We start from the raw sequence: 21,762 nt of genomic DNA, 5'->3' as shown, positions 1-21,762 counted from the left end.
GGGTTTCAACCATTATCGTTTCGGGGTGCCCGAAATGGATCGCCGTAAGTTGATACTGACCATGGGCTTCGGCATCGCCGCAGCCGCCCTGCCCCTCCCGACGGCTCAGGCCGACCCGGGACGTAGCCCGGCGGCGCCCCCCGATGCCCAGTCCAGTGGCTTTGTCTTCCGCGACGAATTCGACGGTCCCGCCGGTTCGGCACCCGATGGTTCCAAGTGGGTGGCCGCCAAGTTCCGCGAGAAGATCAAGAACCCGGTGTTCTGGGACCGCCCCGAAAACATGGGCGAGTACCGCGACAGCCGCACCAACATCTTCCTCGACGGAAAATCCAACCTGGTGATCCGCGCGACGAAGGAAGGCAACAAGTACTTCAGCGGCAAGCTGCACGGCACCTTCCGCGGCAGCATCGGCCACACCTTCGAGGCGCGCATCAAGTTCAACTGCCTGACCGACGGCGCATGGCCGGCGTGGTGGCTGCTCAATGACAACCCCGAGCGCGGCGGCGAGATCGACCTCGCCGAGTGGTACGGCAACCGCGACTGGCCGTCGGGCACCACGGTGCACGCGCGGCTGGACGGCACCTCGTTCGAGACGCTGCCGGTGCCGATCGACAGCAACTGGCACACCTGGCGCTGCACCTGGACCGAGGCCGGTCTGTACTTCTGGGTGGACTACCACGACGGCATGGAGCCGTACCTGACGGTCGACGCCAATTCCCTTGACGATTGGCCCTTTAACGACCCGGGCTACACCCTGCAGCCGATGCTGAACCTGGCGGTTTCAGGTTCCGGTGGTGGCGATCCGTCGGGTGGTTCCTACCCGGCCGAGATGCTCGTCGACTACGTGCGGGTCTGGTAGATCCGCTCTAACTGAGCGTCTCGTTGATCAAGCGCGCCAGGCGATCACCGGCCAGACGCAGCTGCGCCTCGGCGATCGGCCGGTACTGGTTGGTGTAGTCGGTGCCGATGGTCGAGGTGTTCGGGTACACGCCCACGGCGATGTGGCAGGTGTCCTGCGCCCAGTCGACGGGATCGGTACTGCCGAGATCGGGCGCGGGCAGGGCCTGGATCACCTGGGTGTACTGAGCGTCGTTGAGGCCGCGGGTGTTCAGTAATCCGCTGTCCCACACCGAATGCAGGTTGGTGGAGCGGCCGTTGTAGGTGAGCGGGATGTCGTTGCCGCCGCGGTCGCGGGCGTAGGCGTCGTGCATCGGCTGGTGGATGTCGCCGACGAAATGCACCACGAACTTCAGCGCCTCTTGGCGTTCAGCATCCGTTTTGGAGGTGTCGCCCAGGATCGCAGTCTGGTTGCGAATGGCTTCGATGACGTTGTTGCCGTTGTCGCCATTGATCGCGGGCACGTATTGGCAGTTGTTCTCGGCGATATCGGCGTAGTGCCAGGGTGCGGTGTTCGGTCAGCTGGGGCGCACCTGGTCGGCCCAGTTGGCCACGCCCGCGAGCGTCGGGGTGGCTTGTCCGGCCAGCAGGCGCGAAACCTCGGCGCGGGCGGCGGGCGTGAGCTGCGCATCGGCGACCGCGCCCACGATGCTGTGCCCCTGCGGACCCCACGCGGAAGCCAGCGGTGCGGTCACGAGCAGCAGCGCGGCGGCAACCACCAACGCGCCAAACTTTTTCATCACCAGTCCACGGTGACACAGTGTGGCCGCGATGGCGCAAGTAGACACCTACTCGTTCTGTGAGTTCACCGCTTCGTCAAGTTGTGGCTGCCCAGAGCGCACGTCAGCGCGTAGCATCCGATTCGTGAGCATCTGGCGGCGTATCGATGGCAAGCACACCGGTGTTGGTCGTGACGAGCCTGTCGCCGAGTGCGGTCAGGAAGTCACCGAGGCCGCCGCCGCGGAGCCCGGCCCGATCTACATCTGGGATGGCACCGCACCCGAGGACCGCCAAGGCGGCTTCGCGATCGACGAGTACCACCCCTGCTCGGCGGTGACCCCGCAGATCGTGATCGAGGCCGCGAAGAAGCCGCCCTTCGGTGAGTGGGAACAGCTCACCGACTGGCCCGCCTAATCCCTTAGTCCTTGGCTTCAGTCCTTCGCGAAGGCGATCGCGAGTTTCTTCTCCAGGTTTTCGTACGGCTCCCCGGAGATGTCGACGACCACCTGCGCGATGGTTCCCCCGGTGAAGGCGTACGGCGCCTTGTAATCCGAGGACACCGCCGAGCCGCTGTTGCGCCCGATGGACAGGCTGGCACCGGCGAGACCGAAGGTGCCCGGGTGGATTTCGACGGCACTCAGCGATCCGACGGCTTGCTCGTCGATGAAGAGCGTCACGTCCCCGAGCGGGGTGTGGCTGCCCGCGACGGTGCCGGTCTTGGCGAAACGAGCACCGAGCACGTGCGCGCCCAACGGCACCGCAGCGGTGGAGGAGACCTTCTGCTCCTTCTCCCCCATGAAGTTGTAGATGTAGTGCAGCTTCCCGTCCTGGATGAAGAGGACATGCCCGCCGTGGGCGCCGCCCTGTTTAAAGATGACGCCCTCGGCTCCGGAGTCCGCGGTAACCTCGGCGAGGATCGAAAAGGACTGTCCGCGAATATCGACGGCGGCGCCGATGCCCAGGTCGGCGGTATTCGGGTAGTAGATGAAGGACTTGCGCTCCCCCACCAGGTAGGGCCGCCACCGGGTCAGGGTTTCCAGGATGTTCAGGTCGGCCAGCGGCAGGCCGTTGTACTTGGCGGCCTCGTCGAACCAGAGTTGTTTGAGCTCTTCGAGTTTCTCCGGGTGGGTGTCCGCAAGGTCGCGGCATTGGCTGCGATCGGATTCGATGTGGAACAGCTCCCAGCGGTCCTTGTCGAAGTTCGACCATCCCGACGGGGTGGCGGCGTGCACGGTGTTCGCGAACCAGCCCTTGTGCCAAATGCCGCGAGTGCCGAGCATCGTGTAGAACTGCGTGTCCTTGCCGGTGTCCGCGTTTGAATCCTTTAGTGCCGCTGTGAAACTGATGCCGTCGAGTGGTTTCTGGGCGATGCCCTTCACGGTGTCGGGCGGGGTGATGCCCAGCAGGTCGTAGATGGTCGGAGTGATATCGCTGACGTTCACGTAGGTGTCGCGGACTTCACCGTGTGCGGCGATTCCCTTAGGCCAGCTGATGATTGCGGTGTCGGCAATGCCGCCCTCATGGGAGGCGTAGCGCTTGTACAGCTTGTAGGGGGTGTTGAATGCCATCGCCCACCCGATTGGGTAGTGGTTGTAGGTTTCGGTGCCGCCGAGTTTGTCGTAGAAGCGCAGGCTCTCCTCTACGGTGTCGATGTAGCCGTTGAAGAACTTGACCTCGTTGACCGAGCCGTTGGGGCCACCCTCGCCGCTGGCACCGTTATCGGAGATCACCACGATGATGGTGTTGTCGAGCTGGCCGGATTCTTCGAGGTAGTCCAGGACGCGGCCTATCTGGTCGTCGGTGTAGCTCAGGAATCCGGCGAAGACCTCGGCCATGCGGGAGAAGAGCCGCTTCTCCTCGTCGTTGAGCGAGTCCCAGGGGCGCACGGTGTCTTGCAGCGGCCAAGGTTCGCCGTTGGGTCCCTTGACGTCGAGATACGGGTTGACGGGCGATAATTCGGTATCCGACGGGACGATGCCGAGCTTCTTCTGGTTCTCCAGCACGATCTCGCGGTACAGCTCGTAGCCCATGTCGAATTTGCCGGCGTACTTGTCTGCCCATTCCTTGAAGACGTGGTGCGGGGCGTGGCCGGCGCCGGGGCACACGTAGGAGAACCACGGCTTGTCGGGGGCGATCACCTTGGCGTCGCGAATGAATTCGATGGTCTTGTCGGCGATGTCCTTGGACAGGTGGTAGCCATCTTCCGGGGTGGCGGGCGGCTGGACGGGGTGGTTGTCGTAGACCAGGTCCGGGTACCACTGGTCGGTCTCGCCGCCCATGAATCCGTAGAACCGCTCGAATCCTCGACTGAGTGGCCAATGCCGTTTGGTGGCGGCGAGATTCGACTCTTCGAGCGGAGTCAGGTGCCACTTGCCGACGCAGTAGGTGTTCCAGCCCTTTTCGGCGAGCACCTCGGAGAGCAGCGCGGTGTCGAACGGTATGCGGCCGCTGCAGTTCGGGAAGCCGTCGGTGAACTCCTCGATGGTGGCCATGCCGACAGTGGTGGAGTTACGCCCGGTGAGCAGCGATGCGCGCGTGGGTGAGCACAGTGCGGTGGTGTGGAACTGCGAGAGCCGCACGCCGCGCTCCGCGATGCGGCTCATGGCAGGCATCTCGACCAGGCCGCCGAAGCAGTCCCAGGTGGCGATGCCGGTGTCGTCCCAGACGAGATAGAGAACATTGGGTGCACCCTCGGGTGCGGTGGGCGCGGCGTACGGAGTCCAGTCGGGCTCGGAATCCCTTATGTCCAGCGCGATTTTGCCGTTGAATCCAGAGTCTGGTGATCCCGCCATGGCTGCTCCCTCGTAGGGGTTCAAGATCCAAGAACGGTGTGATCGTAGCGAGGTAACGGGCCTGCTGAGAGGGCTTCCATTCGATTATCAGGAGCTTCGAAGGTGCAGGTCAGTTCGGTGGCTCAGTTCTGCGGTCCGGGCACTTGGTTCACCTTGCGAAGTTAGAGTGCAGACGTGCCCTTCTTATCCATGCGCTCTGTGAGCGCGTCCTTGCTGGCCACGGCTGCTACCATCTTCGGTTCTGCTGGCGTGGCGGTGGCGGCGCCGCACGATTACTGCGCCGACCTGAAGGGCAATAACACCGGCACAACGTGTGAGATCCGCCTCTCCGATACCGGATACAGCGTCGACATCACCATTCCGCTGAACTACCCGGAACAGAAGCCGATCGCCGAATATGTCGCCAAGACGCGCGACGCGTTCCTCAACACGGCCAAGTCCAGTACCGCCCGCAGCACCCCCTATCAGTTGAGCATCAAGCCGACGGCATACACGTCGGCGATTCCGCCGCGCGGGACGCAGACCGTGGTGTTCAAGGTGTACCAAAACACCGGCAGCGCGCAGACGACGTACAAGGCGTACAACTGGGACCAGAGCTATCGCAAGCCGATTCTCTACACAGTCGCGCAGGACGATAAAGACAGTGCGCCATTGTGGCGGGTGGACGATCCACTGAAGACCGTGGCACCGATCGTCCAAGCTCAGCTGCAGCAGCAGCTGGCCCCGCCGCCGGTCGCGACTCCCACGCCGACGACCACCTCGGGACAGCCGACCACCACCACGTCGACAACTACCACGACGCCACCACCTCCCCCGCCGCCGTTGCCGTTCTCACCAGCTTCGCTGTACAACCCATCGAACTACCAGAATTTCGCGGTGCTCAACGAAGGGGTGATGTTCTTCTTCGACCAGGGCGCGATTTTGCCCGACTCATACGGGGCGTTGCAGGTGCTGGTGCCGCGGTCGGCGATCGATCCAATGATCGCGTAGCGCTTGACGGCGTGCGCTCAGTACAGCGCATGCTCTTGGAGCGTCCCAACTCATCAAGGGCCTTGCGAGCTACGCTACGCACCTGGTGTGACGTGGGCATATCAGGGTTCCGAGATGCCGTTTCCCGTGCTCGCTCCGTGCAGGTTTTCGATCGTCATACAAGCAACGTCGGATGACACCAAGAGTAAAGCGCCGCAGCCTGTTTAGCTGCATAGGCCATCACTGGCCTGGAGCCACGAGAGAGCACTGTGTGGGCCTCTTCGAGTTGTTCTCGCACGGGCCGCAGCAGCTGATAATCGATGGCTTCGGACCGCTTCGGGAAGGGCGGATGGTCGGGACGGGTGATCGATGCCTCGAAAGCTGCCGCCGTGTTAGGCACCACCACGTCACCTGCGAAGTAGGCGTCGACCATCTCGTCTTCGGCGCGCATCTTCACCGCACAGCGCCGGTACCCCTCGGCTTGCCACCGCATCAGGTCAACCAGCGCCTGAAGGCTCGCGGCGTCCTGTGGCGAAATACTGTAGCCAGCAGCGTCATCGAGGAATGCGTCGAGCTGCCAGGCCGCCATGTCGTACAAGCCCGCGGCCAGCTCCAGCCGCGACGGATCTAGTTGGGGCTGCGGCTTCGTCACTGGGCATACCTTTTGGCGGTCACGCGCGAGAACGCAGTTTCTCTCGAATCCGTTGCAGGACGGTTTCAGCCACATGCGGGTCGGTGGAAAAGTGCGCAGCGCTGATATCGATGATCACTTGCTCGTCCAATCGATACAGCTCGACACTGCCCGGTCCGTTGACGGTGTCGGCGTACTGGACCATGACGGTCTTGTCGTCGCCTGCCAGCTTGCTCAGCGTGTACGGAGCGCCGTAACGCGCGACGGGATAGCTTTTCTGGCAAGCCGACAGGTTGTCCTGGATTCCGCCGAATACCGATTGGGCTGCGTTGCGGTCTGGGTACACAGCGATGCTCTGCTTGATTCCGATGTTGCTCGGCCCGGAATATGTGAGGGTGCGGAAGTTCGTCCAGCCCTCACCGAACTTCTGGTCCTGGTTGAACAGTTTTTGGCACGCGACAGACATGTCGAGATCAGGCTGCGGGTCGGTGTATGGCTTATGCAGGTCGAATTCGGGTTCTGATTCGAGTGCTGGCGGCGTTATCTCGCGCACGTCCGCAACACTCAGAGTCAGGGTGCTACTGTCCGGCAGCGCGGGAGGTTCCGTTGTCGCAGTGGGTGCTTGCGTGCAACCCACCAACACCATCAGCAGTCCGACAAGCAATACCCTGATCACTTGAGCCTCAATACGTCTGTCATACGGCTATCCTCATCCGCGTTGTCCAACCTGACAGGCTTTCCTGATTCAGGCGCGTTGATCATGTACCCATTACCGACATATATACCGGTGTGCTGAGTGTTGTTCCCGCTAAATGCTTCATGGCCACTGCCCGGAGTCTCGAAGACAAGAATGTCGCCCGGCTGCGCAATACTCGAGATCTTCCCGGATGGAATTCTGGCGCCGCCGGATACCGGCGTCAGGTGCTGACTCTTGTCGATCCGGTCCGTGCCCGCACCAGAATCGAGACCGTCCGCCCGCTGGAACACATCGTATCCAGCGCCCTGTTGAGTCGAATAGCGCACGAGCCCGCCGCAGTCGAACCCTGTGCGCTGGTCATCGTGATACCGGTGCGCGCCGCCGTCGGGCGGGTCCCCCGCAAGCGTCCCTTGAGTTGGCCCGCCCACAGACTTGTTGCCACCCCAGGCATACGAAACGCCTTGCTGACGTCCGGCCGCACCAATGACACGTAACCCCTTGTCACTCACAGCCTCCGGCTTAGGCAACGCCAGCGGCGGCGTTCCGGGTGCACGTTGGCTGCCGTCCGGATTCTTACCCGACAGATAGTCCTTCCAGGCCTGATCGCGTTGCGGTCCGGGAGCCATGTTCTGATCCCACCCAGGCGGGTTATCGGCCATCGGAATTGTCTTGCCGGGGATCATGGTCGGCGTGGCCCCATTGGGATACGGCGGGTTTCCATCCGGCCCACCCACGGGCCCAGACGCCAACACCGATGGGTCTTGCGGCGCGGGCTTGGGCTCGTCCTTTGGTTTGTCTGCTGGCGCCTGGCCGCCGATGGTTGGCACACCGCCGGAGGTAATGGCATGCAACGCATTTACGATATCCGAATCGACAGCCGTCGCCTTAACGAGAATCCTCTGCATACGTTGCTCGAGGTCCTGTTTGACCATCGCGGACTGGTAATCCAGGGACGCCCCACCCGTGTTGATGGTGCCATTCGGGTTGAGTTTCCAATGGACGGTGGCACCCGAGCCGTCGAATGACGCGTTTCGCTCGACAGTCCCCTTGATGTCTTCGTACTCGCGCTTAACGGCCAGAACCTCGTCATAGAGCGGCTTCATGGCGTCAGCGACAGCCTTAGCCTGCCGACCCTGCTCAGTGATATCGGTACGCAGCTTCCCGTGTTGGGCCTTCCACGCCTCAGCCGTCAAACCACCCCAGTCATTCAAACTCCGTTTGGTGCCGTCGTAATTCTCGCCAAGTTTCTCCAGAGATTTGTGAGCACTCTCGGCGGTCCCGATCACAGCAAGCAGCTTGTCCGGATTCCACTTCTCGATATCAGCGGGGGTCACCATGACCTAAGCTCCCCCATCCGCGGGATTCGCCTTACCGATCGAGCCACGGTTCCGCTCCTCCATGGCCGCGAACGTCTTGGCGTCTTCCTGCATGCCGATACCAACTTGGTTAAGTTGGTGATGCAGCGTCGCACGCTGGTCAACCCACGCCTTGTGTAGATCCATGAGGGCAGAGGCCGATTCACCGATCCAACCCGAAGAGGCCTCCTCGATCTGATCGTGCTGGCCCGCATGCTCGTCGCGGGAGATCTTCACCGCGTCAAGAATCGACTCACCGTGCCGGTGAAGATCTTCGGGCCTCACATTGAAGGCCTCACTCATCGCCGTACCCCTTCCGGCATACCGACCGTGGTCACTCGAACTTCACGTCCCAGCCAAGAGCCTTGTAGCGGCGCACTTCCCGCTCCCGCGCGGCCTTTTCGGCTTTCTCCTGCTCGGACCAGTCACCGATAACACCAGGTGAGGCAGGGGGAAGGTCACCCAGGAATTCGTCCGTGTTGTCGTAGTTGATCAGAATCTGCGGCGTCGGCTTCTCGCCATCGTCTTCGCCCTTGCCACCGCGGCCATGCGCACCAGGAGCGCCCATCATCCCCATGGGCCCGCCGCCACGCACACCGGCCGCACCCATCGCCGCCGGGTTGATACCAGGGCCGTTCCCGCCGGCGGCACCGCCCGGCAAGCCCGCCCCACCGCGCAGCGCGCTCAGCCCGCCAGGCCCGCCCACACCCGAACCCGACCCACCGACACCCGTACCCGTCGACGACGGCGAAAACCCAGCCGCAGTCGTGCTACCGATCGGCAGGCCAGAACTACCTGAGCCAGAACCCAAACCAGAACCAGCACCACCAGAACCCGCGCCCTGACCACCACCCGGAGTGCCGCCACCGGAACCACTGCCCTGGCCACCCTGTCCTTGACCTGCGCCAGCCTGCTGACCCTCACCACCGGCAAGTTGCGGTTTGGTGTCCTTGCTGGCCAAGCCGTCCGAGGATGACGGCGGGGTTTGAGTACCGCTGCCGGAACCGCCCGAACCAGAACCACCACCGCCGCCGTTATTGCCACCAGGCCCAGCAGGCATTGGGCCACCGGCAGTGGTACTCGAGTCTTCCGTGAACTTGGGCCGGTCAGCCTCCAACGGCGAGGTGTAAAGCCGCTGTGCCTCAGCTCTAACCGCCTCCAGCAGCCTCTTTTTGGAATCAGCATCGGTGTCATCAGGCGGCACTGGATACGCCTGCGCGACCCGCGAAGACTGCGAGAGCACCTCTCCGTCCTGGAACAAGGCTGTACTCATCTTGCCCGCTTTGGCGGACGTCCCACTCTCCGATGTGAGTTCGCGTTCCTTGGTGGTCATCTCATCGAGCGCAGCCTCCGGGCCTTTACCAGTCCAAAAATCCGGCTCTGCCAGTTTGGATTTGGCATTCCCGTAGGAGTTAGCCGCGTCAGAGAGCTTGGTGTACACATCGCTCCATGCGTTGGCCAGAGTGAACGCGTTGTCGGCCTTCAACTCTCCAAGCTTGCCCACGATGTCAGTGTGCGACCTGCTAGGCCATCCGTCATCAACCACCGAATTCACTTCCCTTACTTGGGTAATTTCTTCGCTACATCAGCCGCGATGCTCAATGCCTTATCGCAAGCGTCGGGAATGGCCTTCATCGCCTGCGGGCTGTTGACGCCGACAAGCACTCCGACAGCCGACCTCTCCGCAGGCAGCTCAACGTGACACACCCGCTGCGGGTCAGCTTCGTCTCGCCACTTGACCGCTTTGAGCCCTTCGATCATCACCGCTTCAGAACCCGCAAACAGCTGCTGGTTGAGGTAGTCGTCCACCGGCCGATCGATAACGAGCTGCTGGAGCTCCCAGCCATCACCAGACCACCTACAGCCCCGCTGAATGGTGTCGCCGATACCGAGATCTTTCACCGACCCCGGCATGACGCCCCAGGATTTCAGCTCATCTGCTGAGTACGCGAGGCACGGATCGAAGCTCGTCCCGTTGTTGTTGTCTGTCGGGGCTGGATGCGGCTCCAGCAAGGTGTTGGTAACCGTCGCCGACGCAGATGAGGAACTGGAAGACGGCTCGGTCTTCGCTATACCCCTGGTCGATCCAGTGCAGCCCGCAACGGCGAGCGCGATCATTCCGGCCACGGTTGGCACAAGCGTAGAGCGATTCATCAGTAGACGACGCTCGCTTGATAGGCGCCGAAGTTCCCTGCGTTGTAGTCATCCTGGTTCTTGTACAGCAGCTCCATCCCCAAGAAGTGGTCGATCTGTTTCTGCACTGCGTCCCGGTCAGCCGTGATCTTGGTGCGGGCCTCGACCGCCTGCTTCTTGTAGTAGCCGCTGACGTAGTCGCCAGACGGTAATGCTCCGAACCCTTCGGCACGATCGAGGTCTCGTGCTTTCGATAGCGCATCGTTGAGCAGGTCGCGCACAAACAGGAGCTTCTGCGCCATCGTCTTGCCAGCGCCGTCCTCCATGTGCAAGATCCCCTGTGCACCCGTGGCTGCGCGCTCACGCTCCTCAGGACTCATCCCTGTCATGTCGAACTGATAGTTCCGAACGCTCACTACTGACCTCGCGTTTCATCTCACAACTGGCATTCATCTATTTACGACGGCCCAAAAGCCGATTCGGTTCCATCAATCTTCAAGAAAATCATCAACCGGGGTAGGGCACTGGACCCGGGCAACGAAATGGCAGTGAGTGATCTTGGCCCGGCGTAGAATCCGCTGGTCACCAGAGGGGTTAATGGGAGGCTCGACGATCCGTGGAAGCTGACGACGAGGTGGGGCAAGAGCCGACGATGGCCGCAAGTGCAGCCCGGGCGGAAACCGGGGTCGTTGGGGCGGGACCCACGGCCTGGTCAGATTCAGATGACATTGACGAGCCCGAACCGTACGACAACCCTGGCAGCCGAAACTGGTTGATTAGCGGCACCGTATTCATCGCGACTGCCGCCATCGCAGCGCTCGCTGGCGGCGGCGCATACGTCTACTTTCGAAACGATAGACCCGAAACGCACTCTGCGGCAGAACTCGTCGCTGCACCTTCAACCCCACTAGGCGCCTCCACAACCCCAGCGCCAGCGACTACACGCCCAAGTCCTACTCCAGCCAAGCTTTCCGCAGTCGACGAGAAATATTTGGCGGACATCTACAGCCAAGGGCTACCGGTGTCTGAGGTAAACCGAGCTTCGCTAATGCAAATCGGTCACGAAACCTGCACCACCGCAGAAAAATACCCAAGTATGCAGATCGTGGACCTCGCTCTGACGATCTCTGACAAGCGCACCGCATACCCATACGACAAAGCGCGGATTATCGTCACCTCGGCGCTCGACCACTACTGCCCCAAGGCCAGGCCGTCGGCAGCACCTGTAGTCGCCAAGACAGCGCAAGACTACGACCAGGAATTCATGCAGCGGCTGGTGTCGCAAGGCTGGAAGATCATGAACACCGACACCACCATCAATGACGCCCGCTACACCTGCATTTTGCTGGGAGAAGGCGGTCGAACTCCCGCACAGGCGGCGGAGATGTATGCCACACAGAAGAACGCGCCCATGGCCGATGCCGAAGGCTTCGTCAATACCGTCATGACCACATATCCGAACTGTCCGGCTCGTTGACGTTGAGAACCGTCGGGCACCAATTGACTGGGCCGAATACGGGCTGTGAAACGACTCATTCCAGGCAGGTTGTGCAGATATTTGCAGGTACCTGGCGCAGTCGCCCGGTACTCTCAACGGGCGGCTCGCAGTGGTGCATCCCGAGAGGAACTGACGATGGCTACACGGACGGTCTTCTATTCGTTCCACTACGGCCGCGACGTTCACCGCGTCCAGTTGGTGCGGAATGTCGGCGCGATAGACGGAAGCCCGGCCCTCGGATCGCAGGAGTGGGAAACCGTCCGGGGCAGCAGTCAGCAAGCGGTAGTCGATTGGATCGACAAGCAGATGGCGTACAAGCGAGCTGTGGTCGTCCTTATTGGGCAGGAGACCGCGAGCCGCAGCTGGGTCAAGTACGAGATCGAGAAGGCGTGGAGCAGCAAGAAACCCCTTGTCGGCGTTCACATCCACGGACTGTCATCTATGGGACTCAGCGACATCAAGGGGGCTAGCCCGTTCGACGCAGTCACTGGCGTCACGGGTGTACCTGTCTTCGACCCCACCATGCGCGACTATCTGGGCCGAATTGACACAAAAGCCACATACGCCAATCTCGTTGCCAACTTGCCTAGTTGGGTGGATCAAGCGAGGGCGCGCACGTAGTGCCAACAGCGGAATGCCAGTTTTGCGAAATCGTCGACCGCAGCGATCCTGAGGTGCGGGAGATATACCGCGACGAGAACGTCATCGCCTTCTTTCCGACCGAACCCGCGGTGCTGGGCCACACGCTGGTCATACCCCGCCGCCACGTTCCGGATATCTGGAGCTTGCGCACCGATGAGGCCGCGCAACTCTCCGCAGCGGTTCTACGACTCGCTGAGGCGGTTCGCGCGGCGGTCAGCCCCCAAGGGCTCAACGTCATCCAGTCCAATGGAGCGGCCGCCACACAGACGGTTTCACACCTGCACATCCACCTTGTCCCCAGAAACGAAGGGGATGCCATAGGGCATATCTGGCCGCAAGAGACGGACTATTCAGAGGACCGCAAAAACGATGCACTCAAGCGGATGAAATCGGCGGTGTCCTCCCTCAAACCCGTCGAGCCGGAGGTATCGCCCGAAGACCGACGCAAGCACCTCGACTACATCCAAGCTGTGGTGACTCGGCAGTCAACAGCCTCAGCATCCGCGAAGGGCTGGCTGCTGCCCGTTGTAACCGCTGTTTTCGGGTTCGCACTCACCCAGCACGCGTGGCTGCTCGCCTTGCTGGGGATGTTTCTGATTGCCATGTTCGCGTACATCGACGCCAATTACCTCCGCAGCGAGAAGGCATACCGCGCTCTGTACACCACGGTGAGCCGGTCTCAACGCATGGTTCCGCGATTCACGCTTAACCCGGAGGATGCTTACGAGCCGCAATGCGGCGATGCACCAGCCGCAGCGAAATGGAAAGCGCTGCGCGACAAGTACTTCCCCTCACGGGAGGTATGGATGTCGTGGTCGATTGCGCCCTTCTACAGCGCGATGCTTCTACTTGGCATCGGAGTGGCCTTCACGGCAGCGTTCACTGCGGACAAAGACGCGTCTCTGCCGCACGGACCTGCGACGACCACAATCGTGGTTAGTACCGTGCCCGTGTCGTCGCCGTCACCTACGCCCGTTCAACCAGCGTTGCCGCCGGGGTGAGAGGAGATGCGGCAAAACCCCAGATAGAACGCGAGATGCGGTCACTCACAGCACCGGCGCACTCACGCGACACGCCCAACGAATAGCGAAAACGCCTCCCCAACACGACCAGGTCACCGAACCTCGGGAGTCGTTCGCACGGCCCCTCGGGTTCCGCTTGCTGGAATTCGCGAATGTCAACGTCGCCAAGGTCTCGTACGGCGATGACAACGTGACCGAGACCGCGGCAACACGAGCCAGGGCGACAACGCCGGCAGCCAGTAGGGGGTCGCCTGCGCGCATACCGCCCGCGGCTGTCCCAGCTGATCCCGCGGACTCGCGCAGGGACTCCCACAGATCGAGCACCATCTCATCGACATCAGGGATACCCAACTCAAGCGGCGGTGCGCTGGCCTCTCCGACAACCTCGACCTCGGCCTCGCCATACGATGCGGGCTTATTGGAACGTCAGCGCTGATCGTCGCGCTTGGGCGGGAGGCCGGACATGCTGAAACCTCCTGTGCGCACCAGGCGCTCGGTTTTGAGAGCGCGCCGCCTGGGCGCGCAAGAATTAGCCCGGTGATGTGACCTGGGCCTGGCGGCGAGCGTTTACGCTCGACCAATGCCGAATGTCCAAGCTGTTCAGATCGGCCTGGCGCTTGTGGGCCTCCCCGCCGCCATCTACGCGATGTACAAGACCTTCGGTCGAATGCCAGCCCTTGAGGAGAAAGTGAAAAGGCACGCCGAGCTGCTAGATAAGTTGCCTGATAGCGCCTACGGGCGTGAACAAATCGAAGCCGAGCTTAAGTATCACAGTATGAAATTCGCGTACTACTTGAGCTTTCCGGCAGCCACTCGAATGTCCGTGTGGGCGGCATGGGGCGTCGTGCTGCTCGTCGCAACTACCGCGAGCCTCTGGTCGATCCGCGACCACGTCGAATTCAGGCCGACTGACGTTCTCATCCTTGCGGTACTGGGGTCTGCTGCACGGATAGGTGACAGTCTTTAGGCGGCCTGATTGGCCGGTGTGGTCATGATGGTCTCGTATTCGATGGGGGTCAACTTGCCGAGGGCGGGTTGGCGTCGGCGGCGGTGGTAGGTGCGTTCGATCCAGGTCACGATCGCTGTCCGTAGTTCGTCGCGGGTGTTCCATCGGCGCCGATTCAGGACGTTCTTTTGCAGCAGGGAAAAGAAGGACTCCATCGCGGCGTTATCACCGGCGGCGCCAATCCGGCCCATGGAGCCAATCATGTTGTGCCGGTTGAGGGTATGCACGAATTTTCGGGACCGAAATTGGCTGCCCCGGTCGCTGTGGACGATGCACCCACTCACATCGCCACGGCGGGCCACCGCATTGTTGAGCGCGGTCACCGCTAGGGCAGCTTTCATGCGGTTACTGATGGAATAGCCGACGATGCGGTTGGAGAACACGTCCTTGATCGCGCACAGATAGAGCTTGCCTTCGCTGGTCCGGTGTTCGGTGATATCGGTCAACCACAACATGTTTGGGGTGGTTGCGGTGAAATTGCGGCATACCAGATCGTTGTGAACAGGTGGGCCTGGTTTCTTGCCGACACGGCTGCGTTTCTTGCCGAATGCCGACCACCAGCGGTTCTCGCGGCAGCGTTTCCACACCGTCCGGTCAGACACAGCGATTCCCGCGGCCCGGACTTCATCAGCGAGGAATCGGTAGCCGAACTCGGGGTCATCACGGTGGGCGTCATAGACCGCGTTCGTCACTGACGCTTGCACCCACTCAGTTCCAGTGACCGGGCCAGCACACCAGCGATAAAATGGCTGACGAGCGATTTTGAGGACCCGGCACGTCACCGTGACGGGAACACCGTCGGCGGCCAGCTCACGAACGAGCGGGTACATCATTTTGGGGACTGACCCAGCTTGAGGTTGGCCTGCGACAAATAGGCCGCCGCCCGCCGCAACACCTCATTTTCCTGCTCCAGCAACCGGACTCGCTTCTTGAGTTCGCGGTTCTCGGCGGACTCAGTGGCGGTCACACCAGGGCGAACCCCCTCATCGACATCGGATTGGCGTATCCATTTCGACAGCGTCATCGGGTGAATACCGAAATCAGCAGCGACCTGCTCCAACGTCACACCAGCATCGCGATCACGGGCAATTCGCACCACATCGGCACGGAACTCTGCAGGAAACGGCTTCGGCACAGCGACATCCTTCCAGGCCCACCCCACAGGGCAAGCCATCTCAGTTGTCACCTATCCGTGCACCAGACCCGATCTCCTGCGAGTCATCTATCAGCCCACCGCAGCCTATGTAATCGAGTACGCCGAGAGGATCAGAACCGCAAATCCAGACCTTGCGAGTAGCGAGGTTGGATTTCTAAACATCGCATGGGAACGAGCAGTTGGCGCCCTAAACGTAAACACCCATTGGACTTACCGATTTGGGTACACCGCCCCGTTTATCACGCTAGCAGTAAGACTCAAGCGTCGATTCAGCTCACGAGCCCATGCTGCGCCTCTGCCACCGCAGCCGGTATAACATGCCCCGCATGGAACACTCAAACCTGCGACCGTGACAGACTTTTGGGGGCGGGCTAGCGTCATCCGGCGATGAGCTGTCAGGTATCCCGCCCTAATTTATGGGGGCCAAGGCCACCCATCTTGCCGCTGCCGATGTCCCCTCCCGTGGGCTTAGCATTCTTCTTCGGAGTCAGTGGCGCGGCTACAATGATGCGCGCGCGGAAGACATCCGACATCCGCAGAAGTTGCTCCCGGTGCTCTTCCGCGCCATGGTGGACCACAATTCGGAAATCACCCTTTGGAGTCATGACGGCCTCGGCGTTCAGGCTGCCATAGTCTTCACCACGGTCGATCTCGGCTTGCAGTAATTCGAGTAGTCCTACGGCCGTCTCTGCCCGTGAGGGTTCCTCATGCGAATGCGATACACCAATCAACGCCTTCCGCAGCTCACGAGTGTTGTTCACAATCTCAGAAAGCATATCCGAATCAGTCCGTCGAACAGGCCCCTGCTCTGTCACAGGTTCTAGGGGCGCCCGGTGTGCGTCGAATAGTGCTTCAAACTCCGGCCACCGTGCCTCAAAGCCAGCTTGTTTACGTTGCCAATCAATCGAATTGGCTTCAGCGATCGTGGCGAGGATGGCAGATACACCCTCCTTGTTAAGGAGCTTGGCCTGAAATTGTGTCAAGGGGGAGGTCAGCTCAGACGGGTTATTAAAGTCAACCAAACACGGCATGACCCTCACGGGGGCGTTCGGCACCCCCTTGGATAGCGCACCTGACTCAAAATTGATCCACGGTTCCTTTTCGTTGTCGCGCGTAACAATGGGAATGCCCACGCTCGTGCCGTCGAGCTGCTCCTTGATCGTGGTCAAGCCCCGCTCGCCGGGACTGATGTCCCTATCAGACACGAACGCGTCGACCGCGTCGAAGGTGTCTTCGATAAGCGATTTCCAGATCAGTGCAATCTGCCTCGATCTATCCTTTGACCAGCTGATAAACACTCGATTATTCGCCACCCATGAAGACTAACGCCCTCCCCCGCTACCTCAGCTCGGAATCCCTACGCCACCCGCCTCCTGCTGTGTGTGGTGATCCAAGATGCAAGCGACGGTCTCGTATCCCCTGCGCGGCTTGCGGGCGATCGTGCTCGGGGCGGTGCCCGTGGGCTCGCGCCGGTGGTCTACCGCGCACACGAAGAACGTCTAGCTGACGTGATCGCGGCGCAGCGATTGATCCCGCTGCCCAACCTGCTGCGTAGGCTGCAGTGGACGAATGACGACTACGAGCTAGCCGAGGAACTGTGGACCGATGTTCACACCGTCAGGGTGCCGGCGACAGAACCTCACGGCGAGTGAGCGTGTCTGGCTGGCCGATAGGGTCGAAGATCTGGGAAGTGCATGAACATCGTTGAAGCTCTTGATCTGGAACGCATCTGGTGGAAACTACCGGGGCAAAAGTTGAAGCAATCCGCGAACGGTTCGACCTATCCCCTACCCGCTATTACCAGCTCCTCAGCGCTGCTATCGATACATCGGAGGCGCTGGCAATCGACCCACTAACGGTCAACCGGCTGCTACGAATTCGTGAGAATCGACGAATTGCGCAGAATCCCAAGCGATAACGTCACTCAGGCCGCGCATACTTCCCGAAACGGGCATAGCGAGGCCCGTTGCCCAGGTACGCCCATGGAGCAAGTGTCTTCACGGCGCCGCAAGTCAAGGCCGAAAGGCGCGCAAGCGCTGCCCGCTGATCAGCTCGGCAAGCTACTCGACAAGCTGCAAGCCAACGAATACTGCCAAGAGCTTGACCTCGTTGACCCATTCACACTGTTCATTGCTACCGAGGTTCGACGAAGCGAGTTGCTGGCCTGGGCAGTGGCCCGATTTCGATGAGAACGCCCGCGGGATGGATATCACCGGCAAGGTTGTGCGCGCCAGAGGGCGCGGGTTGCAACGCATCGCCCACGAAGCGAAAGGCGAGTCGGGCCTGCGTACGGTCCCACTACCTCGATTCGCAGTCCAATGCCTACAAGCGCGCCAGGAACGGCCCAACGTCGGGCAGCAGGCGACGATCTTCGCGTCAACAAACGGCACGCTGCGCGACCCGAATAACATGGGTAAGCAGTGGCGCAAGGGGCGCGAGGAGCTTGGTGACACAGGACAATTACCAGGTACGCAACCGTGTTCACCACGGCGTTGCTGACATGCTGGAACGTGTGGTTTCCTCGCCGGGCAATTCGGACGAATAGAGTACAAATCGGCCCGGCGAGGCGGGGTAAAACCCCTGTTGACGTAGGGCGGGCGGGGCTCGAACCCGCGACCAATGGATTATGAGTCCACGGCTCTAACCAACTGAGCTACCGCCCCTAGCAGGTCACGACTCTAGCCGATCCCCCGTCAAGCCCCTGGAAGCCAGGTCACCTACCGTCGTAGTCCACGTTGCACGACGCCGCCTTGACCTCAGCAGACCTCAGCTTCACCCGGCTCACGTTGTACTCGTACCAGGGCGCAGTCTCCCGCAAGTGATAGGCAATTTTGCCCTGCACACAGTCCCGTACGTCTTCGGGCAGTGCCTTCGTCGCGGCGAACGCATCTGACGACAAGCTCCCCATGTACCACTGATCGATCTTGCCGGTCTGCTCGAAGAACTCAACGTTGCGCTGCGCCACATAGCTTTCCGGATTGAAGATCGCCAACACCAGCATTCCAAATGCGCCGACCGCCACCACCGCGGTGGGCAGCCACCGCGCACTCATCCGAATCCCCGCCACCAGGATCAGCACCAACACGATGGCCATACCCAGCTCGATCCAGCGCACCAGCAGCCGCTCCACGCTAAACCCGTAGGCGTTCTCGTACAACGACATCCGGTGAATGGCCGAGGCCACGATCACCAGCGTGGTCAGGCACAGCCCGCCGATCAGCACCCGCAGGAACAGCCGGTCGCGGGCATCCTCGCGTCCCGCGAAACGGATCGCCACCGCGATCACGCCCATCACCAGGATGGTGACAAACAGCAGCTGCCAAAAGCCCTGCCGCGCATACTCTGCGTAGGTCAACCCCTCAGTGACCTGCACATGCTCATCTCCCCCGAACAACACCGAAATCTGCACGCCCACAAAGGCGATGAACAGCAGATTCAGCGCTGCCAGCGGCAGGCTCCACTCCCAGCGCGGCAGCTTCTTGGGCTCCGTCAGCGCCAGCCGGTCAAAGCTCGGCGGCTTGGACAGCACGTAGATGGCACCCAAAGCGAATCCGCCGACCAGCACACCGACGACAACCCGCCCGACCACATCACCGAAGGACACGAACGGCAAGACCCCGCTGATCAACGCCTTGAACCGCGCATCGGCGTCGGCCAGCAGCGCCCCGAACGCCGCCACCAGGCCGAGCGTGATCAGCACGACGATGGCCGCCCGGTCCGGGTTGATCTTGCGACCCCGCGACATGGTGCGGGTGCCGCGCCGCATCCAGCCCGCCACCCGGAACGGTGCCCTCAGCATCACGAACTGCCCATAAATCAGTCCCGTCCACGTCCGCGCCGGAGCTAGCGCATAAATGAAAAGCGCTCCCGACGTCAGGACACACAGCGCCACAAGCCATCCCGCATCCCGCACGGTCGGCACCACCGCCAGGCACAGCGCGAGCACCAGCGCACCGATACGCGTGGGCGTCCACTGCACTTTCTGCGTGGCGAAGGCGGCAAGGGCCACCGCGAATGCCGTCAGCGTCCAGCCCAGGCCCGGAAGCGAGGACCGCCAGCACAGCGCCGCGACTAGGCCCGCGCCGATACCGCTGAGTAGCACGCCCTGCGTCATCTTCGAGCGGATATCGCGCGGCCAGGCCGTCAGGAACCGCGTCGGCGGCCCGAAGATCGGCACCGGCGGGCGGGGCACGGGCGGCCCCGCGGGCGCACCCGGAACCGCAGCCCCCGGAATCGGATACGGGTACGTCGGCGGCACTATCGAACCTGTGGTCATGAATTCCCCTCCTCGGATTCAAACTGCGGCAACGTGACACGGACCCTGCAACCGGGTGCGTCCACGATTTCGATGCGGCCGCCATGCAGATCGACAGCCCATTGCGCGATGGCCAGCCCTAAACCTGTGCCACCGTCGCGTGATCCCCCGTGGGTGAATCGTTCGAACACTCGTGATCTTTCGTGCGGCGCGATACCGGGCCCGGTGTCGGCGACCTCCAGCAGCAGCGCGTCGTTCTCGGTGCGGGCGAAGACTGACACCTGTCCCCCGGGCGGGCTGTGCCGCGACGCGTTGTCCAGCAGGTTGGCCACCACCTGATGCAGCCGCGCGGTGTCGGCGACGGCCTGCAGGTCGAACGGCTCGACCGTCACGTGATAGCGCACCTGACGTCCGGTCGTCTTGGCTTCGGCCACCGCGCCATCGACGAACTCGCGCACCCCGAACGGTTCGCGTTGCACCGGAACCGATCCGTTCTCGAGTTTGGACAGGTCAAGTAGGTCGTCCACGAGCCAGCCCAACCGTTCAGTCTGCGCCAGTGCGGTTTTCAGTGTCGCCGGGTCCGGTTCGGCCACCCCGTCGACGATGTTCTCCAACACAGCCTGCAGCGCCGTGATCGGTGTGCGCAGCTCGTGCGAAACATTGCCGACCAACTCACGCCGATACTTCTCGGCGGACTGCAGCTCGGCGGCCATGTGATTGAAAGCCGTTGCCAGCTGGCCCACTTCATCTCGAGAGGTTGACCGAATCCGGCGTGAGTAGTCACCCTGCGCCATTGAACGCGCTGCCGCCGTCATATCCCGCAGTGGCGAGGTCATGCCGTGCGCCAGGAACCACGTCACCCCGAAGGACACAAACAAGGCCAGCGTCAGCGCGTACCGCAGCTTCCATTCGGCCGTGATCCACAGCAGGCAGGTGGCAATCAGCAGCGCCACCCCCACCAGCACCGCCGTCTTGAACTTGAAGGAGCGCAACGGATCCAGCGGTCGCGGCAGCAGTTCCAACAGTTGGCTCATCGCGGTACCTCCAACGCGTATCCGATGCCGTGCACGGTGCGGATCAGCTCTTGACCGAGCTTGCGACGCAACGCCTTGATGTGACTGTCGACGGTGCGCTGCCCCGACGGCAGCCCCTCGCTCCAGCCCCACACCTGATCGAGCAGGCGCTCACGACTGATCGCCACCCGCGGGTTATCGGCCAGATAGGCCAGCAGATCGAACTCGGTGCGGGTCAGGTGCACCTCGTCGTCGCGGTGATACACGCGGCGCGCGGAGACATCGATGCGCACCTGCCCTATCCGCACATCGGTGCTCGGTGCCGCCACCCGTTCGGTACGGCGCAACAGTGCGGCCACCCGCGCCACCAGCACCCGCATGCTGAACGGCTTGGGCAGATAGTCGTCGGCACCCACCCCCAGCCCCACCAGCATGTCGGTCTCGGTGCCGCGCGCGGTGAGCATCAGTACCGGAATCGGCGCGTGCGCCTGCACCTGACGGCAGACCTCCAGACCGTCGAGCCCGGGCAGCATGACATCCAGCACCATCAGATCCGGCGGGTTTTCGCGGCAATGCCGCACCGCATCGAGTCCGTTGTCCTCGGTGTCGACGGCATACCCCTCGGCGCGAAGCCGCGCGGAAATGGACGCACAGATGGTGGGCTCGTCGTCGACTACCAAGATTCGTCGCTGGATTGGCACATGACCAGCGTATTTGATCGCTGTGGTGATCGCTGGAACCCTTTGTGAAGGTTCTGTGGAGGATTGCCCACCGGTGCACTAGCGAAGACACCGCACATGTTTGCGTCCCTGACGAACTCCGTCATTCCCCAGTAATTGGGTAGCTCTTACTCCTTCCCTGCTGCCGAAATATTAGCAATACTTCTAGTATCCGATACAGATAGTACGCACATTCGTATACACTCCGTCCCACACCGCAAGCGCAGGGACAAAGGCTCTTGACCAGGAGAAACACC

Annotated in this window: 24 protein-coding genes, 1 tRNA gene and 1 pseudogene; 10 read left to right on the top strand and 16 right to left on the bottom strand. The window is 61.8% G+C overall.

Translation table 11 applies throughout. From position 1 onward, the window contains the following. Positions 1-34 precede the first annotated feature (34 nt). Entirely contained in the window at positions 35-859 is an 825-nt protein-coding gene (locus tag MSTE_RS08715; protein ID WP_162291605.1) for a glycoside hydrolase family 16 protein, read from the top strand. 7 nt (positions 860-866) lie between these two features. Here the strand turns inward: MSTE_RS08715 and MSTE_RS08710 are convergent. Beyond that, positions 867-1,637, bottom strand: a pseudogene (locus MSTE_RS08710) (S1/P1 nuclease). A 124-nt stretch (positions 1,638-1,761) separates the two neighbouring features. Between MSTE_RS08710 and MSTE_RS08705 the strand changes: the two are divergent. Next, on the top strand, positions 1,762-2,031 hold the full coding sequence (locus MSTE_RS08705; RefSeq protein ID WP_096500495.1) for a hypothetical protein: 270 nt from the start codon (positions 1,762-1,764) through the stop codon (positions 2,029-2,031). Between the two features lie 17 nt (positions 2,032-2,048). Here the strand turns inward: MSTE_RS08705 and MSTE_RS08700 are convergent, their stop codons facing one another. Continuing rightward, the gene (locus MSTE_RS08700) at positions 2,049-4,409 is read right to left on the bottom strand and encodes an arylsulfatase (protein WP_096500493.1); all 2,361 of its coding nucleotides are present in this window, start codon (positions 4,407-4,409) and stop codon (positions 2,049-2,051) included. A gap of 174 nt (positions 4,410-4,583) precedes the next feature. Here MSTE_RS08700 and MSTE_RS08695 point away from each other — a divergent pair, with 174 nt between their 5' ends. Beyond that, positions 4,584-5,399, top strand: coding sequence for an RsiV family protein (locus MSTE_RS08695; RefSeq protein WP_096500491.1), 816 nt, complete (start codon positions 4,584-4,586; stop codon positions 5,397-5,399). Positions 5,400-5,553: 154 nt separating this feature from the next. On the opposite strand, the gene MSTE_RS08690 is transcribed toward MSTE_RS08695, so the two are convergent. Genes MSTE_RS08690 through MSTE_RS08660 form a run of 7 tightly spaced genes read right to left on the bottom strand, consistent with a single transcriptional unit; the run spans position 5,554 to position 10,610 of the window. Next, a complete protein-coding gene (locus tag MSTE_RS08690; protein ID WP_096500489.1) occupies positions 5,554-6,030 on the bottom strand; it encodes a hypothetical protein in 477 nt (158 codons plus the stop codon). Between the two features lie 19 nt (positions 6,031-6,049). Next, positions 6,050-6,682 carry a sensor domain-containing protein gene (locus MSTE_RS08685; protein WP_162291603.1) on the bottom strand — a complete coding sequence of 211 codons (633 nt, stop codon included), beginning with the start codon at positions 6,680-6,682 and terminating at the stop codon, positions 6,050-6,052. Continuing rightward, complete coding sequence (locus tag MSTE_RS08680; protein WP_096500487.1) at positions 6,682-8,043, bottom strand: C40 family peptidase; 1,362 nt, start codon at positions 8,041-8,043, stop codon at positions 6,682-6,684. The genes MSTE_RS08685 and MSTE_RS08680 overlap by 1 nt, the downstream gene beginning before the upstream one ends. A gap of 3 nt (positions 8,044-8,046) precedes the next feature. Then, on the bottom strand, positions 8,047-8,364 hold the full coding sequence (locus tag MSTE_RS08675) for a WXG100 family type VII secretion target (protein WP_096500485.1): 318 nt from the start codon (positions 8,362-8,364) through the stop codon (positions 8,047-8,049). Positions 8,365-8,395: 31 nt separating this feature from the next. Continuing rightward, complete coding sequence (locus MSTE_RS08670) at positions 8,396-9,607, bottom strand: hypothetical protein (RefSeq protein WP_096505627.1); 1,212 nt, start codon at positions 9,605-9,607, stop codon at positions 8,396-8,398. A gap of 14 nt (positions 9,608-9,621) precedes the next feature. After that, on the bottom strand, positions 9,622-10,215 hold the full coding sequence (locus tag MSTE_RS08665) for a DUF3558 family protein (RefSeq protein WP_096500483.1): 594 nt from the start codon (positions 10,213-10,215) through the stop codon (positions 9,622-9,624). Continuing rightward, positions 10,215-10,610, bottom strand: coding sequence for a hypothetical protein (locus tag MSTE_RS08660; RefSeq protein ID WP_096500481.1), 396 nt, complete (start codon positions 10,608-10,610; stop codon positions 10,215-10,217). The genes MSTE_RS08665 and MSTE_RS08660 overlap by 1 nt, the downstream gene beginning before the upstream one ends. Before the next feature lie 236 nt (positions 10,611-10,846). Between MSTE_RS08660 and MSTE_RS08655 the strand changes: the two genes are divergently transcribed. The 3 genes from MSTE_RS08655 to MSTE_RS08645 all read left to right on the top strand — a co-directional run bounded on the left by MSTE_RS08655 (position 10,847) and on the right by MSTE_RS08645 (position 13,335). Further along, entirely contained in the window at positions 10,847-11,671 is an 825-nt protein-coding gene (locus MSTE_RS08655) for a DUF732 domain-containing protein (protein WP_096505625.1), read from the top strand. A gap of 156 nt (positions 11,672-11,827) precedes the next feature. Beyond that, entirely contained in the window at positions 11,828-12,313 is a 486-nt protein-coding gene (locus tag MSTE_RS08650; RefSeq protein ID WP_096500479.1) for a TIR domain-containing protein, read from the top strand. Continuing rightward, complete coding sequence (locus MSTE_RS08645; protein WP_096500477.1) at positions 12,313-13,335, top strand: HIT family protein; 1,023 nt, start codon at positions 12,313-12,315, stop codon at positions 13,333-13,335. The genes MSTE_RS08650 and MSTE_RS08645 overlap by 1 nt, the downstream gene beginning before the upstream one ends. Before the next feature lie 45 nt (positions 13,336-13,380). Here MSTE_RS08645 and MSTE_RS08640 read toward each other — a convergent pair whose 3' ends face one another. Then, complete coding sequence (locus MSTE_RS08640) at positions 13,381-13,683, bottom strand: hypothetical protein (RefSeq protein WP_096500475.1); 303 nt, start codon at positions 13,681-13,683, stop codon at positions 13,381-13,383. Between the two features lie 253 nt (positions 13,684-13,936). Between MSTE_RS08640 and MSTE_RS08635 the strand changes: the two genes are divergently transcribed. Beyond that, positions 13,937-14,323: a hypothetical protein gene (locus MSTE_RS08635; RefSeq protein WP_096500473.1), complete on the top strand. Its 387-nt coding sequence runs from the start codon at positions 13,937-13,939 to the stop codon at positions 14,321-14,323. Here the strand turns inward: MSTE_RS08635 and MSTE_RS08630 are convergent. Together MSTE_RS08630 and MSTE_RS08625 are read right to left on the bottom strand one after the other, a co-directional pair. Further along, positions 14,320-15,497 (bottom strand): IS3 family transposase gene (locus MSTE_RS08630; protein WP_408645809.1). Its coding sequence is split into 2 segments (ribosomal slippage): positions 14,320-15,228 and positions 15,231-15,497, totalling 1,176 coding nucleotides; the frame shifts between segments, so codons are not numbered across the junction. The two genes, MSTE_RS08635 and MSTE_RS08630, sit on opposite strands and share 4 nt — an antisense overlap. Positions 15,498-15,913: 416 nt before the next feature. Then, positions 15,914-16,831: a hypothetical protein gene (locus tag MSTE_RS08625; RefSeq protein WP_157997660.1), complete on the bottom strand. Its 918-nt coding sequence runs from the start codon at positions 16,829-16,831 to the stop codon at positions 15,914-15,916. Positions 16,832-16,903: 72 nt separating this feature from the next. Between MSTE_RS08625 and MSTE_RS08620 the strand changes: the two genes are divergently transcribed. The 3 genes from MSTE_RS08620 (at position 16,904) to MSTE_RS08610 (ending at position 17,707) form a co-directional block, all read left to right on the top strand. After that, positions 16,904-17,170, top strand: coding sequence for a hypothetical protein (locus tag MSTE_RS08620; RefSeq protein ID WP_231897028.1), 267 nt, complete (start codon positions 16,904-16,906; stop codon positions 17,168-17,170). Between the two features lie 80 nt (positions 17,171-17,250). Then, positions 17,251-17,436 (top strand): DUF3263 domain-containing protein, encoded by a 186-nt coding sequence (locus MSTE_RS08615; protein WP_231897027.1) that lies wholly within the window; start codon positions 17,251-17,253, stop codon positions 17,434-17,436. Positions 17,437-17,500: 64 nt separating this feature from the next. Continuing rightward, a complete protein-coding gene (locus MSTE_RS08610) occupies positions 17,501-17,707 on the top strand; it encodes a hypothetical protein (RefSeq protein ID WP_096500467.1) in 207 nt (68 codons plus the stop codon). A gap of 400 nt (positions 17,708-18,107) precedes the next feature. Here MSTE_RS08610 and MSTE_RS08605 read toward each other — a convergent pair. The 4 genes from MSTE_RS08605 to MSTE_RS08590 all read right to left on the bottom strand — a co-directional run bounded on the left by MSTE_RS08605 (position 18,108) and on the right by MSTE_RS08590 (position 21,466). Beyond that, a tRNA-Ile gene (locus MSTE_RS08605) sits at positions 18,108-18,181 on the bottom strand. 50 nt (positions 18,182-18,231) lie between these two features. Next, positions 18,232-19,794, bottom strand: coding sequence for a DUF4153 domain-containing protein (locus MSTE_RS08600; RefSeq protein WP_096500465.1), 1,563 nt, complete (start codon positions 19,792-19,794; stop codon positions 18,232-18,234). Next, on the bottom strand, positions 19,791-20,807 hold the full coding sequence (locus tag MSTE_RS08595) for a HAMP domain-containing sensor histidine kinase (protein ID WP_096500463.1): 1,017 nt from the start codon (positions 20,805-20,807) through the stop codon (positions 19,791-19,793). Before MSTE_RS08595 ends, MSTE_RS08600 begins: the two co-directional genes overlap by 4 nt. Beyond that, on the bottom strand, positions 20,804-21,466 hold the full coding sequence (locus MSTE_RS08590; RefSeq protein WP_162291602.1) for a response regulator transcription factor: 663 nt from the start codon (positions 21,464-21,466) through the stop codon (positions 20,804-20,806). The genes MSTE_RS08595 and MSTE_RS08590 overlap by 4 nt, the downstream gene beginning before the upstream one ends. Positions 21,467-21,762 lie beyond the last annotated feature (296 nt).

This window comes from [Mycobacterium] stephanolepidis (assembly GCF_002356335.1).
Classification (GTDB): Bacteria; Actinomycetota; Actinomycetes; order Mycobacteriales; family Mycobacteriaceae; genus Mycobacterium; species Mycobacterium stephanolepidis.
This window is presented reverse-complemented; position numbering and strand designations above follow the sequence as displayed.

Coding starts and splice junctions, on each gene's coding strand:
- MSTE_RS08675 (WP_096500485.1), bottom strand. CDS start 8,364: ATGAGTGAGGCCTTCAATGTGAGGCCCGAAGATCTTCACCGGCACGGT.
- MSTE_RS08715 (WP_162291605.1), top strand. CDS start 35: ATGGATCGCCGTAAGTTGATACTGACCATGGGCTTCGGCATCGCCGCA.
- MSTE_RS08650 (WP_096500479.1), top strand. CDS start 11,828: ATGGCTACACGGACGGTCTTCTATTCGTTCCACTACGGCCGCGACGTT.
- MSTE_RS08635 (WP_096500473.1), top strand. CDS start 13,937: ATGCCGAATGTCCAAGCTGTTCAGATCGGCCTGGCGCTTGTGGGCCTC.
- MSTE_RS08700 (WP_096500493.1), bottom strand. CDS start 4,409: ATGGCGGGATCACCAGACTCTGGATTCAACGGCAAAATCGCGCTGGAC.
- MSTE_RS08600 (WP_096500465.1), bottom strand. CDS start 19,794: ATGACCACAGGTTCGATAGTGCCGCCGACGTACCCGTATCCGATTCCG.
- MSTE_RS08655 (WP_096505625.1), top strand. CDS start 10,847: ATGGCCGCAAGTGCAGCCCGGGCGGAAACCGGGGTCGTTGGGGCGGGA.
- MSTE_RS08595 (WP_096500463.1), bottom strand. CDS start 20,807: ATGAGCCAACTGTTGGAACTGCTGCCGCGACCGCTGGATCCGTTGCGC.
- MSTE_RS08640 (WP_096500475.1), bottom strand. CDS start 13,683: ATGGTGCTCGATCTGTGGGAGTCCCTGCGCGAGTCCGCGGGATCAGCT.
- MSTE_RS08610 (WP_096500467.1), top strand. CDS start 17,501: ATGGAGCAAGTGTCTTCACGGCGCCGCAAGTCAAGGCCGAAAGGCGCG.
- MSTE_RS08665 (WP_096500483.1), bottom strand. CDS start 10,215: ATGAATCGCTCTACGCTTGTGCCAACCGTGGCCGGAATGATCGCGCTC.
- MSTE_RS08680 (WP_096500487.1), bottom strand. CDS start 8,043: ATGGTGACCCCCGCTGATATCGAGAAGTGGAATCCGGACAAGCTGCTT.